Origin of the sequence: Amycolatopsis nivea, assembly GCF_004522235.1 — a bacterium.
GTDB classification, from domain to species: domain Bacteria; phylum Actinomycetota; class Actinomycetes; order Mycobacteriales; family Pseudonocardiaceae; genus Amycolatopsis; species Amycolatopsis nivea.
The window spans coordinates 253,110-267,560 of record NZ_SDLT01000004.1; the positions used below are offsets into that span (position 1 = coordinate 253,110).

Below are 14,451 nucleotides of genomic sequence, written 5' to 3' on the forward strand. Positions count from 1 at the left end.
CGATGCTGTCCTCGGGTCAGCTGCTGGCCGAGCGCTACAAGCTGACGAACCGGATCGCCGTCGGCGGGATGGGCGAGGTCTGGCAGGCGAGCGACACCCGGCTCGACCGGATCGTCGCGGTGAAGGTGCTGAAGGCCGAACTGTCCGGCGACGCCGAATTCCTGCACCGTTTCCGGACCGAGGCGCGGATGACCGCCTCGCTCAACCACGCCGGGATCGCCGCGGTGCACGACTACGGCGAGACGGTCAACGAGGACCTGTCCATCGCGTACCTGGTGATGGAGTACGTGGAGGGCGATCCGCTGGCGGGCATCCTCGCCAAGCACGGCAGGCTCACCGCGGACTACACGCTCGACCTGCTCGAGCAGGCGGGCACCGCGCTGCAGGCCGCGCACGAACAGGGCCTGGTGCACCGCGACGTGAAGCCGGGCAACATCCTGGTCACCCCCGCGGGCAAGGTGAAGATCACCGACTTCGGCGTGGCCAAGGCCGCCGACGCGGCCCCGGTCACCCGGTCCGGCATGGTCATGGGCACCGCGCACTACATCGCGCCGGAGCAGGCGCTCGGCCAGGACGCGGAACCGGCCAGCGACGTCTATTCGCTCGCGGTGTGCGGGTACGAATGCCTCGCCGGGCACCGGCCGTTCCTGTCCGAGAACGCGGTGACGGTCGCGATGATGCACATCCGCGACGTCCCGCCGCCGCTGCCGCCGGACGTCCCGCCGGGCGCGCGGGCGGTGATCGAGGCGACGCTCGTGAAGGACCCCCGGCAGCGCTACGCCAGCGGCGGCGAGTTCGCGGGCGCGATCGCCGCGGTCCGCGCCGGCCGTCCGCTGCCCACCCCGCTCGGCCTGGTCAACGCCGCCTACGCGGCAGGTCAGGCACCGCCCGTGCCACCGGTTCCGCCCGCAGTGCCGCAGGCGGCCGGTGCCCCGGTCGGACCCAGTTCCAACCCGGCGTTCCGGCCGCTGTCGGCTCCGCCGGGCCCGCCCGGTCCGCCGGTCCCGCCGCCGAAACGGAACCAGTGGGGCTGGTGGGTGCTGCTCGCGGTGGTCATCGTCGTGGTCCTGGTGGCCGTGGCGTTCTTGATCGCGAGAGTGGTGTCCTCCGGCAACGGAGGACCGCCGCGAAGCGTGGACAGCGGGAGCGGACCGACCTCAGCCACCCCGGCCGGTACGAGCGAGGCCCAGGGCCTGCAAGGCATGATGACCACACCTTGGACGGAATGGAACGGCACGAAGCGATGACGACACCCAGACTGCTCTCCAATCGGTACGAGCTGGGCGACACGCTCGGGTACGGCGGTATGTCCGAGGTCCACCACGGGCACGACGTGCGGCTGGGCCGGGAAGTCGCGATCAAGGTCCTGCGCGCGGACCTCGCCCGCGATCCGCAGTTCCAGGAGCGGTTCCGGCGCGAGGCGCAGAACGCGGCCGCGCTGAACCATCCCGCGATCGTCGCCGTGTACGACACCGGCGAGGCGAACACCGACGTCGGTCCGCTGCCGTACATCGTGATGGAGTACGTCGAAGGCCGGACGCTGCGGGACATCGTCAAGACCGAGGGCCCGCTGTCGCAGAAGCGCGCGATGGAGGTCATGGCCGACGTCTGCGCCGCGCTCGACTTCTCGCACCGGCACGGCATCGTGCACCGCGACGTGAAGCCGGCGAACGTGATGATCACGAAGAACGGCGCCGTCAAGGTGATGGACTTCGGCATCGCGCGCGCCATGCACGACGGCCAGTCGGCGATGACGCAGACCGCGGCCGTCATCGGCACCGCCCAGTACCTCTCGCCGGAGCAGGCGCGCGGCGAGTCGGTGGACGCCCGGTCGGACGTCTACGCGGCGGGCTGCGTGCTGTACGAACTGATCACCGGCGAGCCGCCGTTCACCGGCGATTCCCCGGTCGCGGTGGCGTACCAGCACGTGCGGGAGGACCCGAACCCGCCGTCGTCGGTGAACCCGGCGGTGTCGCCGGAGCTCGACGCGGTCGTGCTGAAGGCACTGGCCAAGGGCCCGGCGAACCGGTACCAGTCGGCCGCCGAAATGCGGTCGGACCTGGTCCGGACGCTGTCCGGGCAGCGTCCGTCGGCCCCGATGGTGATGTCGGACGACGAGCGCACCCAGGTGATGAACGCCGACCGCCGCCAGCCGGTGGCCTACGACGACTACGCCGACGAGCCGGACGAGGACCCGCGCGCCAAGCGCCGCCGCCGGATCATCTTCGGGGTGATCGCCGCGCTGCTCGTGGCGGGTGTGGTGCTGTTGATCTTCTGGCTGAGCGGATCGTTCCGCGACAAGAACGAGACCGCGCAGATCCCGCCGGTGGTCAACCAGCAGGTCACCCAGGCGAAGGCGGCGCTGCAGCAGGCGGGCTTCTCGTCGTTCGCGCCGAACAAGAACGTGGTGTGCGGTCCGGAGGCGAGCAACCCCGGCGGGCAGACCTGCACCGAGGACCAGATCGGCAAGGTCATCGCGATCGACCCGGAGGTCGGCAAGACGGTGCCGACCACGTCCACGATCACGCTGACCGTCGGGCAGAAGCCGGGCAACACCACCGTGCCGGACCTGCACGGCAAGTCGGCGGAAGACGCGAAGACGGCGCTCGAACAGGCCAAGCTGAAGCTCGGCAACACGACCTCGCAGCCCGTCGACACCCCGGACGACGTCGGCAAGGTCGTGTCGCAGAACCCGACCGCGAACTCCTCGGCCACCGAAGGCACGCCGGTGGACATCGTCGTCGGGTCCGGCGTCAACCAGAAGGAAGTGCCGAACACGGTCGGCAAGGACTACGCGACGGCGAAGCAGATCCTGCAGAACGCCGGTTTCAAGGCCCAGCGGGTCGACCAGGCCTCGGACCAGCCGAAGGACCAGGTCATCGACCAGCAGCCGAACGGCGGCAACCTGCCCCCGAACAGCACGGTGAAGCTGACCGTGTCGTCCGGTCCGCAGCAGATCCAGATGCCGGACCTGACCGGGATGACCTCGGACCAGGCGACGCAGAAGCTGCAGAGCCTTGGCTGGTCGGGCAGCATCCAAACGCAGTCGACCTCGTCCGGCAGCGGCAAGGCCAACACCGTGGTGAAGCAGAACCCGCAGGCAGGCAGCCAGATCAGCCCGACCCAGCCGATCATGCTGACGATCAAGGAGGACGACGGCAGCGGCGGCTCGCCGACGTCGAGCTCCGGCGGGATCTTCCCGCCGGGCGGGATCCGCAACAACAACGGCGGCTGACTCGCTCGCAGCGCATAAGGAGGGCCCGCACGGTGCGCACCGTGCGGGCCCTTTTTTCGCGCCGGCCGATCAGTCTTGGTCGAGGAAATTCCGCACGCTGGCGAGCACCTCGTCGACGTCGTGCCCGCCGCCGCAGTCGACGTCCAGCTCTTCGACGGCCCCGGAGCGCTTCACGGTGAGCGACACGCGCCGTCCGTCGCGCTGCCGGTGCAGCCAGCCGAAAAGCGACCGGCAGAAGGTGCCCGCCGACCGGCTGCTCACCATCACGACCACGCCGCTGCCCGGCCCGGCGAGCCGCACCCGCCCGGCCAGTTCGTCCTCGGCGCCGAGCCAGGAAACGAGGTGCCGCACCTCGTCCGCTGAGCCGTCCACGGTGATCGCGGCGATCCCTGCCGTCACGGATGCTCCCCTCCCGGGCCCAACAGACGGCGCGAGGGTAACCGACTCGCAGCCCGACCCGGAACCCCCAAATCGGCATTTGCCGAATGCAATTTGCAGAAAGGTCAGGATCGGCGGGTAGAGACCGTGCCCACCACCGTCATGCTCGCCGCCAGCAGCACCACCGACGTGCCTATCGCCAAACCGAGCGGGCCGCCGTACGGGGAGCCGTTCATCAGCGCTTGCAGCAGCGGATGCACCAGCGGAACCCACTTTCCCAGCAGCACCACGCCCAGCACGAGAACCGCGGCGAGCACAGTCCAGCCGATGCGCGACACAAGCAGCCGCGAGCACGGCAGGCCGATCGCGATGCCGACCAGAGCGCACGCGAGATGGGTCGCCAGCCCGGCACCGATGATCTGTGCCTGCAACTGATTCCGATGCGTCGCCGCCCAGCCGACGGTCACCAGCGTGCACACCAAGGTGCAGCCGAACACCGTCAGCACCGCGCCGCCGATGGTTTTGCGATTGCCGCCGGCGTGGTTGAGCGTGATCAGTCGCTGCACCGGATCCTCGATGTCCAGCAACGCGATCGTGAGCCAACAGCCGAGTACGAGAATCCCCGCGCCGCTCACGCCAAACAGCGGAAGCACTGGCGAACTCGGGTCTGCGTAAAGGATTGAGCACAACGCGAGGTACGCGAGCCCGGCTGGCAAATAGCGTTGCGAATGGCCGAGCAGCGCCAGGTAATAGCGGCTCACTGCGAGCACGGCGCCACCTCCCGCACCGACCAGCCGCCGGACAACGCGCGCAGCAGCACGGCGTCGGCGTGTTCGGCGTCGACCGTCAGGACCACGCCGCCTGCTTGGTCGGCGACCGCGTGCACGCCTGGTTCGGCGGACCAGTTGTCGACGCTCGACGACACCGGCAGCAGCGTGATCCGCTTCCGCTCCGGATGCGTTTCCAGCGGCGCGACCCGGCCGGACGCGAGCCGGTACACCTCGTCCGCGTGTTCGCGCACGACGTCCGGCCGGTGGTCGGTGAACACGACGCTCGCGCCGCGTGCGCGGGTTTCCGCGACCAGTTCGCCGAGCACCGCGTGCGTGCCGACGTCGAGGCCGGACCAGGGTTCGTCGAGGATCAGCAGGTCCGGCCGCACCAGCACGGCTTGGGCGAGGCCGACCTTCTGCGCATTGCCTTTCGACAGCGTGCGCAGCTGCGCGTCCGGACTGCCGACCAGCGCGAGCCGTTTCAGCAGCGGATCGATCCCGGACAGGTCAGTCAGCCCGCGGATCCGCGCCAGATGCCGCAGGTACGCCCGCGCGCTCAGCCGCTGGCCGCCGGGGAACCGGTCGGGCAGGTAGCCGACCGCCGGGCTCCCGGCGATGTCGCCGTACGACGCCCGCGAGACCCCGGCGAGGACCCGCAGCAGCGTCGATTTGCCCGATCCGTTGGTGCCGAGGATGCCGACCACCCGTCCGGCGGGCACCTCGAAATCGATGTGCGTCAGGACAGGTTCGCCGCTGCCGTACCGTTTTCCGACTCCGCTGAGCCGGATCAGCGGGGTCGGCGCGGTCACGCAATCGCGGCCTTCTGCAGGGTGCGGGTGGCCCGCTCCAGGTCGTCGACGACGGTCGGCGCGACCGGGTGGCCCGCCGAGGCCATCCAGTTCGCCAGCATCCGGTGGCCGCATTCGGTGAGCACGGATTCGGGGTGGAACTGCACGCCCTCCAGCGGCAGTTCGCGGTGCCGCATGCCCATCACGATGCCGGTTTCGGTGGTGCCGGTGACCTCGAAAATGTCCGGATCGATGGTGTCCGGCAACACGGTGAGCGAGTGGTAGCGAGTGGCGGTGAACTCCTCCGGCAGCCCGGCGAGGATGCCGGAGCCGGTGTGCCGCACCGGGCTGGTCTTGCCGTGCAGCAGCTCGTCCGCGCGGTCGACGGTGGCTCCGAAGTGCACGCCCAGCGCCTGGTGGCCGAGGCAGACGCCCAGCATCGGCGTGCGCGTCTCGGCGCATTTCGCGATCACTTCAATGCTCTGACCTGCGCGTTCCGGCGTTCCGGGACCCGGGGAGACGAGCACCGCGTCGAAGTCCGGCACGCGATCGAGGTCGACGACGTCGTTGCGCCACACCGTGCAGTCGGCGCCGAGCTGCGCCAGGTACTGGACGAGGTTGTAGACGAAGCTGTCGTAGTTGTCGACGACGAGAACGCGCATGCCGCCAGCTTAGCGGCTCCCACCTGCTGGACCGTACGCCAGATCACAGTGATTGTTAGGATCACCTAACTTACCGTGGAGCGGGTGAGCCGAATCCTTCGTGTCGCCGTGGTGGGCGCCGGCCCCGCCGGCATCTACGCCGCCGACCTGCTGGACAAGTCCGACGCGGACGTCGAGATCGACCTGTTCGAGCGCATGCCCGCGCCGTTCGGGCTGATCCGCTACGGCGTCGCGCCCGACCACCCGCGCATCAAGGGCATCGTCAACGCCCTGCACAAGGTGCTGGACCGGCCGAACATCCGGCTGCTCGGCAACGTCGACTACGGCACCGACCTGAAGCTGGACGACCTGCGCGAGTTCTACGACGCGGTCATCTTCGCGACCGGCGCGATGGCCGACCGCGCGCTCGACCTCCCCGGCATCGACCTCGACGGCAGCCACGGCGCCGCCGACTTCGTGTCCTGGTACGACGGCCACCCGGACGTGCCGCGCACCTGGCCGCTCACCGCGTCGTCGGTCGCGGTGCTCGGCGTCGGCAACGTCGCGCTGGACGTGGCGCGCGTGCTCGCCAAGACCGCCGACGAACTGCTGCCGACCGACATCCCGGCGAACGTCTACGAGGGCCTCAAGGCCAGCCCGGTCACCGACGTGCACGTGTTCGGCCGCCGCGGTCCGGCGCAGGCGAAGTTCTCGCCGCTGGAACTGCGCGAACTGGACCATTCGCCGAACGTCGAGGTGATCGTGCACCCCGAGGACATGGAGTTCGACGAGGCCAGCGTCGCCGAACTGCGGTCCTCGAAGCAGACCGACATGGTCGTGAAGACGCTGCAGGAATGGGCGATCCGCGACGAGGGCACCCGCCCGCGCCGGCTGCACCTGCACTTCTTCCACGCACCGGTCGAAGTGCTCGGCGAGGACGGCAAGGTCGTCGGCCTGCGCACCGAGCGCACCGAGTACCGCGACGGCAAGGTCGTCGGCACCGGCGAATTCCACGACTGGGACGTCCAGGCGGTGTACCGCGCGGTCGGGTACCTGTCGTCGCACCTGCCGGAAATCCCGTTCGACCACACCGCGGGCGTGATCCCGAACCAGGGCGGCCGGGTGCTGGACCTGGACGAGAACCAGGTCCCCGGCGTGTACGTGACCGGCTGGATCAAACGCGGCCCGGTCGGCCTGATCGGCCACACGAAGGGCGACGCGGCCGAGACCGTCGCGAACCTCTTGGCGGACGCGGACACCCTCGCCGCGCCGCGGCATTCGTCCCCGGACGCGATCCTGGAATTCCTTGCCGCGCGCGGGATTTCGTTCACCACCTGGGAAGGCTGGGGCAAGCTCGACGCGCACGAGAAGTCGCTCGGCGAGGCCGAGGGACGCGAGCGGGTGAAGGTCGTGGAACGCGACGAGATGGTGCGGGTTTCGCGCGCCTGAGGTCAGTTCAGGTAGACGATCTTCCCGCGGGCGTGCCTGCTTTCGCTCAACTCATGCGCGGCCGCGGCCTCGCTCAGCGGGAAGGTCGCTGCGACGGGAATCCGCAAGCGGCCTCCCTCACCGAGCTTTACTGCTGGGGCAAGTCCGTGTACTGCCAACGGATCCGCACCAGGGAGCGCTGCGCCGTGCGAGAAGTGCACGCCGTGCTGTGGCGCGGTGGTGTCGGTGATCGTCACGACCCGCGCAGGGTCTCCGGCGATCTCGATCAGGTCCGGCAATGCGCCCCCGGCACAGTCGAAGACCGCGTCGACGCTGCCGACTCGGTCGACCAGCCCCGGACCGTACGTCGTCGCCTCAGCCCCGAGGGAACGCAGGAAATCGTGGTTGTGCGGACTCGCCGTGCCGATAACGGTGGCCCCGCGTGCGATCGCCAACTGAACTGCGACCGTGCCGACGCCGCCCGCCGCGCCGTTCACCAGGATCTTTCCGCCAGGAAGCTGATCCAACACCCGGGTCGCGGTTTCGATCGCGCCCGCGGCACCGCCCGCCTCAGCCCAGCTCCAGGCGTCCGGTTTGGCAGCCCAATGCACCAAGACTGCGTACTCCGCGTTGGCTCCCCGACGATTCGCGTCGGTCATGCCGAAGACGTGCTCGCCGGGCACTATTCCGGTGACCCCGTCGCCCACCTCGTCGACCACGCCAGCAGCGTCGTAGCCCGTCCGGAACGGGAACGTCACCGGCATCGTGTCTTTGCGCGCTCCGGATCGGATGATGGTTTCGCCCGCGGAAAACCCGGACGCGCGCACCGAAATGCGGATCTCCCCCGGTCCGGCGTGCGGTTCGGCGACATCGGCAACGTGCACGACGCTGGGCGGGCCATACTGGGAAAACTGGACGGCTTTCATGTGCCCGAAGGTATTCCAGCAGGTCAGCGATCCAGCCGGAAGTGAGAGAGGTGGCGGCCGAAGTGAGACGGACCGACGCCGCCCACAACCGAGTCCGCATCCTCGCGGCGGCGCGGGTGGCTTTCACGGTCCGCGGATACGGCGTACCGATGCGGGAGATCGCCCGGCAGGCCGAGGTGAGCGTCGCGACGGTTTACCGGCATTTTCCGACCAAAGACGCACTGATCGCCGAAGCGTTCGCCGAGGAACTGGCGCTGTGCTCGTCAATCGTCGAAGAGGGCCTGGCGGAGGCTGATCCGTGGCAGGGTTTCGTCCTGGTGCTGGAGAAGCTGACCGAGGCGCATGCCCGTGACCAGGGCTTTCGCGCGTTCGTCGCCCAATTGCCCCGGCGACTCGACTTCGCCGCCGACCGAGCCCACACCCTGCGGCTGCTGCTCGAACTCATCCGCCGAGCGAAGGACACCGGCGAACTGCGTGCGGATTTCGTGCTGGAAGACCTCGTGCTGGCGTTGGTCGCCAACGAGGGGATCCGGGTGGAACCAGCTTCTGCTCGCGTCGCAGCGGTGCGTCGGTTCACGGCGTTGCTGATCCAGTCGTTCCGGGCGCATCCGGATGCCGGACCGCTGCCGCCAGCTGTGCGGGTGCCGCTTAGCCGCGCTTAGCAAGGATGCTCAGCGTGCGGCTGTTCCGGTGGGAGTGATCCACCAAAGTGGTGATGAAACTCGTTTTCTCTTGTGGCCGGGTCGGGCGGGCCGGTAGCTCTGAGGGGTACCGCTGACCATGGAGGTTGTCTTGTCCTTGGACGTATCGCCCGCGCTGCTGGAAAAGGCCGAACGCGGGGAGGTCTCCGACGCCGAGTTCGTGGCCTGCGTGCGGGAATCGCTGCCGTACGCGTGGGAGGTCATCACCGGAGTGATCGCGGAAGCAGACACCGCCGCGGACGGATTCGCGGACAACGAAACCCCGCCGCCGGACGAGACCGCCCGCGGTCAGCTGCTGCGGGCACTGGCCTCAGACGCGATCCGGGGCGGGCTGGAACGGCATTTCGGGGTGAAGCTGGCGTTCCAGAACTGCCACCGGGTAGCCGTGTTCCGCGAGACGGACGGGGATCGGTACCGGGCGTTCGTTTCGCCTCGGGGGCAGTTGCTGAACCAGAGCCCTGAGCTGCGGGACTGCTGAGTCCGGTTTCGGGTTGGACGACCGGCCCGGTCAGGGTTTCTCTGGCCGGGCCGCTTCAGCTTGCTTTGCACTCGGCTGAAGTCACCGCCGCGGCGACCTTGGTCTTCGTGGAGGACGTAGTCATCACGGTGTTGCGCACCATCGTTTTCCCCGGGGTCGTGCCCGTTGCGGTCTCCGTGATCGGACCGCTCTTGTCACCGGTGATCTCGTACGTGATGTCGCACGTGTAGTGATCCAGATCAGACGTGCCCTTGTACGTGAATTTCGGCTCTACCACCACATTGCAACCGGCAGAGCCAAAGCAATGCTTGGAAACGGTCTTCAGCGCAATCTCGAAATCGTTCGCCGCCGGCGGGACGGACGTGCTCTCCGTGGTCGGCAGCGGTGCCGAGGGGTTCACTGTGCTCGAGTCGAACATGCTCTTCCACGTCGACACTGGCGAGGCAGGTTCTGCTGGATCGGCACCTGTCGACGATCCGCATCCGGCCAGGGAAATCGCCAAGACAGCTGCGGCGATGGCAAAAACGATGAGTTTGTGAGCCGACATTCGTTCTCCCCGCCGTTCGCCGCTGAACGTGTCAGGTTTGAACTCGCAAGGATCGCCATCGGTGTTACAGGGCGTGAGATAGTCGCGCGCGAACCTCGTGTCCGGAAAACCAGCGTCCGGCTAGCCCCGCAGTGCGGGCAACACCTCGGCACCGATCCGCGCGATGTTTGTCATCGTGCCCTCCTCCGTGCCCGACGCTTCCACGAACATGATCACGTGCGACACCCCAGTGCGCGCAAAACTCGTCCGCAAAGTCTCGACGCAATGCTCAACCGACCCCACCGGATGGATCGCGCACAGTTTTTCCGTGTACTCCCAAGGATCCCGCCCGGGACCAGGCCGATCGTCAACCGGCACATGGGCCGCTAAGCCGTCCGCCAGCCATCCCGGCAAAGCGCGGCGCACAACGGCGGAAGCATCGTCGCCGACCTGGCACAGCACCGTCGACACGTGGGCCGCGGGAGCACCGTAAGCAGCGACAGTGGCCGCCTTCTCCGCGTCATCCGCGTGCAGGCCCAGCAACAACGGCAGCTCACGTTTCGCAGCCAACCGGACCGCGGAAGAAGTCGGGCCGCCGCAGGCCACCACGACTTGTGGGGTGCGTTGCGGAGTCGGGCGCAGCGGTACCTCACGGAAGGAGAAATGCGCGCCCCGGGCCGAGACTCGACCACTAGCGGCAGTCAGCAACAGGTCCAGCGACTCGGCGAAACCCGTTTCATAGCGCGGCAATCCGGTCCCGAATACCTCCAGGTCCTGCCACGGCCCACCTCGGCCGACGCCCAATCGCAGGCGGCCGTCAGAAACCGCGTCGAGCATGGACCACTGTTCTGCCAACGCCACCGGATGCGTCGTGGACAGCACGCTTACCGCCGTCCCGACACTCATTCGCGACGTCTGGCCGAGCACGTGCGCAGCGAGCGTGATGGCCGACGGGCACACGCCATACGGCATGAAGTGGTGCTCGGCCAGCCACACGTCGTCGAAACCGGCGACCTCGGCCGCGCGGGCCGCGTGGACGGTGCGGCGCAGTACGGCGGCGTCGTCCTGGCCCGGGAAGCGGCCCGAGACCAGGAAGACCCCGAACCTCAGTTGCTCACCGACACGTTGTTGAACCACAGCAGCGGGTCCAGCCACGGGAACACCACGAACATCAGCAGCGCCACGATTCCGAGCACCAGCACGAGCGCGATCACGAACTTCACCGCGAACGGTCCGGGCAGATGCCGCCAGAGCCAGCCGTACATCAGGACGCGACTCCGATCTTCTTCAGCAACGTCGTGTAATCCGGCACCTGCGTCTTCGGCACCTGGCGGGTCAGCACCGAGGTGATGATCAGCCGTTCCTTCGCCGAGAACTGCGGGTGACACGTGGTGAGCGTGAGCAGCGAAGCCTGCTGCGCCTTCGGCAGCGCCCCGGCCGGCTTGTACGGCACCGGGTTCACCGCGTCGCCCTGGCTCGGCTGGACGACCTTGCGGCCGAACGTCTCGTCGTACGGTCCGCCGCCGGGAATGCTCGAGTTGCGCAGCGTCGACACGCCCTTGCACTCCGGCTGCGCGCCCTTGCCGCTGCTCCAGCCCTTGACCTCGTCGTCGTACGGCAGCACCTGGTAGATGAAGAAATCGGTGTGCGTTTCGATCACGATCTGGTCGCAGGAACTCAGGTTGTCCAGGTCGTTGAACGGCGCGCCCTTGCCGACGCGGTGCCCGGCGACGCCGAAGTTGCCCGGTTCGCCCGGCAGCGCGGTGCCCTTGTAGTGGCCGGGGCCGATCGCCAGCGAATCCTCGCCGGTGCCTTCCTGGATAGTGAAGTTCCAGTCCGCGCCGAACGACGGGATGTGGATGCGCGCGAACGCCTTGCCGTCGATCAGCTCGGGGTGCAGCGTGCGGTCCTTCGCCCAGTCGCCGTCGAGCTGGTCGCTCGCGGTGTGCTGTTTCTCGGCGGAGAACAGATCGGTGACCCACACCTCGTACACCATGAACAGCAGCACGACCACGCCGAGCGTGATGAAGATTTCGCCCGCGGTGCGGATCGCGAGCCCGCCCTTGCCCAGCGGCGGCGGGGTCTTTTTCGCCTTCTTGTCGTCCTTGTCCTCCACCGCGACCGCAGAGAACACCTCGGTCGGCTGCTCGGCGAACTCCGGGCCGGTCATCCGCCGCCGGGACGGGTCCGGGGCCGCGGTGCCGACTCGGCGCGGCATCTGACGGCCTTCTTCCGGCTGGCGGCGAGGACGTCCGCCGGGGTCGCCGGGACGTCGTTGCGGACCGCCTTCGGCGCGGAACTCCGCGGTACGGCGGGGTCCGGGATCGCGCGGACCGCCGAAATCACCGCCGCGGGGGTCACCCTCGCGGGGCCTGCCTTCGCCCGGCCGGCCCTGCACGGGCCGGTTTTCGCCGCCGTCCCGGCGCGGTCCGCCCCGGTCGATCGGCGTGCGCTGTTCGGGTGATCTGCCGCTGGGGTTCCCGGCCACTCTTCGCCGCGGCGGGGTCTCCCCTGGCTGCCTTCTCGGCGGCGGCGGCTGACGGCGGACCGGGCGGTCAGGTCCGGTGCCGGGGCGGCGGTCGTCCTCGCCCGGCCAATCTTGCGGCGTCACGCAAGCTCCTCCCGCGCCCGGCCGGAGGCCTCCTCGGCACTCCAGGTGGCGCTATTGTCACAGTCTGAGAAACCCGACCGCTCCCGCCCGGTGCTGCGGAGCCGTCCTTTACGTTAACGTGTGCACGTGGCGCTGGTTGCGCACCCCGACAGCGGGACCTCGTCCAGGATGCCGCCACCAGGAATGCCCGAGAGCACGCGAGGAAACGATGCCGAAGTCGAAGGTCCGCAAGAAGACCGCGTACACCCCGCCTGTCGACCGCCGCACCCCGGTGAAGGTCCAGGCCGCGGGACCGTCGAACCTGTTCTACAAGATCGTCATGTTCGGCCTCATGCTCCTCGGGCTGGTGTGGCTGGTCGTGAACTACATCGCCGGCGACAAAGTTTCGTTCCTCAGCGAGCTCGGAAACTGGAATTTCGCCATCGGATTCGCCGCGATGATCGCCGGCCTGCTGATGACGATGCGGTGGCGCTGACCATCCGCCGGATCAGCTTTGCTCCGGTCGGCCGATTGACACCGAATCACACCGGTGTGACTCATCCCCAGTGTGGATAACCCCTGTGGATAACCACCCGACCTCCTGGGCCCCGCGCCGAAACCTCGTGGTAGTGGCGTGGGGCCTGACCGCATTGCTGCTGGTCGGAACCGGCGCGGACGCGTTCTTCGGCGACGGCAAGGGCGCGGTGCTCACCGGCCTCGCGACCCTGGCCGTCGGCGCGTTCGCGGGCCACTGGACGCTCGTGCGGCCGCGACTGGCCGCCGACGAGCACGGTCTTCAGGCCCGCACGCTCTCCGGCACGCACCGGCTCCCCTGGACCGGCACGACGGTCCGGCTGCGGAGCACCCGCCGTCTCGGCCGCGACGGCGTGACGCTCGAACTGGAGCGCGACGAGCAGTTGTTCATATTCGGGCAGACCGACCTCGGCGAGGATCCTCGCGACGTGCTGGACGTGCTTACCGAACTGCGGGCCCGCTCAACTGGAGCGTGACGGCTGGCAGCCGTAATCGGTCCTGCTCTGGAACTGGTGGAAATCGCACGACACCGTGGGGATCTGCGTGGCTCGCCAGCTGATCAGCCCGACGAGCGCGACCACGACGATGACTGTGCCGATCGCCTGCCACCGGGCCAGGTTCTTGGCCGGTGCGTACAGCATCGCGGCCGTCACCAGTGCCCCGGTGACGAGCCCGCCCGCGTGCGCGTAAATCGAGATGCCGGGGATGGCGAAGGTGACGTAGGCGTTGATCACCAGGTTGATCAGCAGCGCGGAAGGGTTCAGCCGGAGCTTCAGCACAATGACCGCGTAGCTGCCGAGCAGTCCGAAGATCGCCCCGGACGCGCCCGCGGTGGCGCCGTCGATGTCCTGGAAGAGCAGGACCGCGGTCGATGCGCCGAGCATCGACACGAAGTAGAGCGCGAGGTACCGGATCTTGCCGAAGACCTGCTCCAGCGCCCGGCCCATCATCCACAGCGAGAACGCGTTCGCCGCGATGTGAATCGGCCCGTAGTGCAGGAAGCCCGAGGTGAAGATCCGCCACAGCTCACCGCCGCCGAGCGTGGCCGAGGGCCAGAGGACGCCAGCCTGCTCGACGGACGCGACTTGGTTGTTGAACAGGCTCTTCGCCTGGATGACGGTGATCAGGAAGACCACCACGTTCACCGCGATCAACGTCGCCGTGACGGTGTAAGAGTTCGACAGCCGGGCCCCGGCGATCGTGCGGGAGCCCATTCCGGCGTCGCGGTACTGCCGGTGCTGCTGTTTCTGCTGTTGCGCGCCGGACTGGACGCAGTCCGTGCACTGGAACCCCACCGGGGCTTCGCGCAGGCAGTCCGGGCAGGCCGGACGTCCGCAGCGGGCACAGCTGAGGCCGGTCGGGCGGTTCGGATGCCACCAGCAACCGGGAAGAGAGGGCGCGGACGGGTTCGGCGGTTGGCTCACGATGACTCCAACCTACCGAAACCCCATCCCTG

Annotated in this window: 17 protein-coding genes; 7 read left to right on the top strand and 10 right to left on the bottom strand. The window is 68.6% G+C overall.

Going from position 1 to position 14,451, the window contains the following annotated elements; all coding sequences use genetic code 11:
- Nucleotides 1-2 precede the first annotated feature (2 nt).
- Nucleotides 3-1,247: a serine/threonine-protein kinase gene (locus EIZ44_RS07015; RefSeq protein WP_037809201.1), complete on the top strand. Its 1,245-nt coding sequence runs from the start codon at nucleotides 3-5 to the stop codon at nucleotides 1,245-1,247.
- Nucleotides 1,244-3,235: a Stk1 family PASTA domain-containing Ser/Thr kinase gene (gene pknB, locus EIZ44_RS07020; RefSeq protein ID WP_037809471.1), complete on the top strand. Its 1,992-nt coding sequence runs from the start codon at nucleotides 1,244-1,246 to the stop codon at nucleotides 3,233-3,235. Before EIZ44_RS07015 ends, pknB begins: the two co-directional genes overlap by 4 nt.
- A gap of 69 nt (nucleotides 3,236-3,304) precedes the next feature.
- Here pknB and EIZ44_RS07025 read toward each other — a convergent pair whose 3' ends face one another.
- The 4 genes from EIZ44_RS07025 to EIZ44_RS07040 all read right to left on the bottom strand — a co-directional run bounded on the left by EIZ44_RS07025 (nucleotide 3,305) and on the right by EIZ44_RS07040 (nucleotide 5,833).
- The gene (locus EIZ44_RS07025; protein WP_037809200.1) at nucleotides 3,305-3,634 is read right to left on the bottom strand and encodes an effector-associated constant component EACC1; all 330 of its coding nucleotides are present in this window, start codon (nucleotides 3,632-3,634) and stop codon (nucleotides 3,305-3,307) included.
- A gap of 104 nt (nucleotides 3,635-3,738) precedes the next feature.
- Nucleotides 3,739-4,383, bottom strand: coding sequence for a hypothetical protein (locus EIZ44_RS07030; protein ID WP_134728029.1), 645 nt, complete (start codon nucleotides 4,381-4,383; stop codon nucleotides 3,739-3,741).
- Nucleotides 4,371-5,174, bottom strand: coding sequence for an ATP-binding cassette domain-containing protein (locus EIZ44_RS07035; protein WP_037809470.1), 804 nt, complete (start codon nucleotides 5,172-5,174; stop codon nucleotides 4,371-4,373). Before EIZ44_RS07035 ends, EIZ44_RS07030 begins: the two co-directional genes overlap by 13 nt.
- Before the next feature lie 14 nt (nucleotides 5,175-5,188).
- Nucleotides 5,189-5,833, bottom strand: coding sequence for an aminodeoxychorismate/anthranilate synthase component II (locus EIZ44_RS07040; protein WP_134728030.1), 645 nt, complete (start codon nucleotides 5,831-5,833; stop codon nucleotides 5,189-5,191).
- A gap of 111 nt (nucleotides 5,834-5,944) precedes the next feature.
- Between EIZ44_RS07040 and EIZ44_RS07045 the strand changes: the two genes are divergently transcribed.
- Complete coding sequence (locus EIZ44_RS07045; protein ID WP_037809190.1) at nucleotides 5,945-7,261, top strand: FAD-dependent oxidoreductase; 1,317 nt, start codon at nucleotides 5,945-5,947, stop codon at nucleotides 7,259-7,261.
- Between the two features lie 2 nt (nucleotides 7,262-7,263).
- Here EIZ44_RS07045 and EIZ44_RS07050 read toward each other — a convergent pair whose 3' ends face one another.
- The gene (locus tag EIZ44_RS07050; RefSeq protein ID WP_134728031.1) at nucleotides 7,264-8,166 is read right to left on the bottom strand and encodes an NADP-dependent oxidoreductase; all 903 of its coding nucleotides are present in this window, start codon (nucleotides 8,164-8,166) and stop codon (nucleotides 7,264-7,266) included.
- A 62-nt stretch (nucleotides 8,167-8,228) separates the two neighbouring features.
- Between EIZ44_RS07050 and EIZ44_RS07055 the strand changes: the two genes are divergently transcribed.
- Together EIZ44_RS07055 and EIZ44_RS07060 are read left to right on the top strand one after the other, a co-directional pair.
- Complete coding sequence (locus EIZ44_RS07055; RefSeq protein WP_240691233.1) at nucleotides 8,229-8,828, top strand: TetR/AcrR family transcriptional regulator; 600 nt, start codon at nucleotides 8,229-8,231, stop codon at nucleotides 8,826-8,828.
- A gap of 130 nt (nucleotides 8,829-8,958) precedes the next feature.
- Nucleotides 8,959-9,345, top strand: coding sequence for an SCO5389 family protein (locus EIZ44_RS07060; RefSeq protein ID WP_037809185.1), 387 nt, complete (start codon nucleotides 8,959-8,961; stop codon nucleotides 9,343-9,345).
- Nucleotides 9,346-9,400: 55 nt separating this feature from the next.
- Here the strand turns inward: EIZ44_RS07060 and EIZ44_RS07065 are convergent, their stop codons facing one another.
- From EIZ44_RS07065 to EIZ44_RS07075, 4 genes are all read right to left on the bottom strand, one after another.
- Entirely contained in the window at nucleotides 9,401-9,892 is a 492-nt protein-coding gene (locus tag EIZ44_RS07065) for a hypothetical protein (protein ID WP_134728033.1), read from the bottom strand.
- A 120-nt stretch (nucleotides 9,893-10,012) separates the two neighbouring features.
- Nucleotides 10,013-11,008, bottom strand: a complete 996-nt coding sequence (locus EIZ44_RS07070; RefSeq protein WP_240691234.1) for an LLM class flavin-dependent oxidoreductase — start codon at nucleotides 11,006-11,008, stop codon at nucleotides 10,013-10,015.
- The gene (locus EIZ44_RS44610; protein WP_162836037.1) at nucleotides 10,978-11,136 is read right to left on the bottom strand and encodes a hypothetical protein; all 159 of its coding nucleotides are present in this window, start codon (nucleotides 11,134-11,136) and stop codon (nucleotides 10,978-10,980) included. The genes EIZ44_RS07070 and EIZ44_RS44610 overlap by 31 nt, the downstream gene beginning before the upstream one ends.
- Complete coding sequence (locus EIZ44_RS07075; RefSeq protein ID WP_205673063.1) at nucleotides 11,136-12,089, bottom strand: class E sortase; 954 nt, start codon at nucleotides 12,087-12,089, stop codon at nucleotides 11,136-11,138. The genes EIZ44_RS44610 and EIZ44_RS07075 overlap by 1 nt, the downstream gene beginning before the upstream one ends.
- Before the next feature lie 601 nt (nucleotides 12,090-12,690).
- Here EIZ44_RS07075 and crgA point away from each other — a divergent pair.
- Both crgA and EIZ44_RS07085 read left to right on the top strand, forming a co-directional pair.
- Nucleotides 12,691-12,957 (top strand): cell division protein CrgA, encoded by a 267-nt coding sequence (gene crgA, locus EIZ44_RS07080; protein ID WP_037809181.1) that lies wholly within the window; start codon nucleotides 12,691-12,693, stop codon nucleotides 12,955-12,957.
- 133 nt (nucleotides 12,958-13,090) lie between these two features.
- Nucleotides 13,091-13,471 carry a PH domain-containing protein gene (locus EIZ44_RS07085; RefSeq protein WP_240691235.1) on the top strand — a complete coding sequence of 127 codons (381 nt, stop codon included), beginning with the start codon at nucleotides 13,091-13,093 and terminating at the stop codon, nucleotides 13,469-13,471.
- Here EIZ44_RS07085 and EIZ44_RS07090 read toward each other — a convergent pair.
- Nucleotides 13,457-14,419, bottom strand: coding sequence for a rhomboid family intramembrane serine protease (locus EIZ44_RS07090; protein ID WP_134664645.1), 963 nt, complete (start codon nucleotides 14,417-14,419; stop codon nucleotides 13,457-13,459). The two genes, EIZ44_RS07085 and EIZ44_RS07090, sit on opposite strands and share 15 nt — an antisense overlap.
- Nucleotides 14,420-14,451: the final 32 nt, after the last annotated feature.

What these genes read in the sequence shown, in the direction of transcription:
- EIZ44_RS07015 (WP_037809201.1), top strand. Translation starts at nt 3, where the DNA reads ATGCTGTCCTCGGGTCAGCTGCTGGCCGAGCGCTACAAGCTGACGAAC.
- pknB (WP_037809471.1), top strand. Translation starts at nt 1,244, where the DNA reads ATGACGACACCCAGACTGCTCTCCAATCGGTACGAGCTGGGCGACACG.
- EIZ44_RS07040 (WP_134728030.1), bottom strand. Translation starts at nt 5,833, where the DNA reads ATGCGCGTTCTCGTCGTCGACAACTACGACAGCTTCGTCTACAACCTC.
- EIZ44_RS07050 (WP_134728031.1), bottom strand. Translation starts at nt 8,166, where the DNA reads ATGAAAGCCGTCCAGTTTTCCCAGTATGGCCCGCCCAGCGTCGTGCAC.
- EIZ44_RS07065 (WP_134728033.1), bottom strand. Translation starts at nt 9,892, where the DNA reads ATGTCGGCTCACAAACTCATCGTTTTTGCCATCGCCGCAGCTGTCTTG.
- EIZ44_RS44610 (WP_162836037.1), bottom strand. Translation starts at nt 11,136, where the DNA reads ATGTACGGCTGGCTCTGGCGGCATCTGCCCGGACCGTTCGCGGTGAAG.
- EIZ44_RS07075 (WP_205673063.1), bottom strand. Translation starts at nt 12,089, where the DNA reads ATGCCGCGCCGAGTCGGCACCGCGGCCCCGGACCCGTCCCGGCGGCGG.
- crgA (WP_037809181.1), top strand. Translation starts at nt 12,691, where the DNA reads ATGCCGAAGTCGAAGGTCCGCAAGAAGACCGCGTACACCCCGCCTGTC.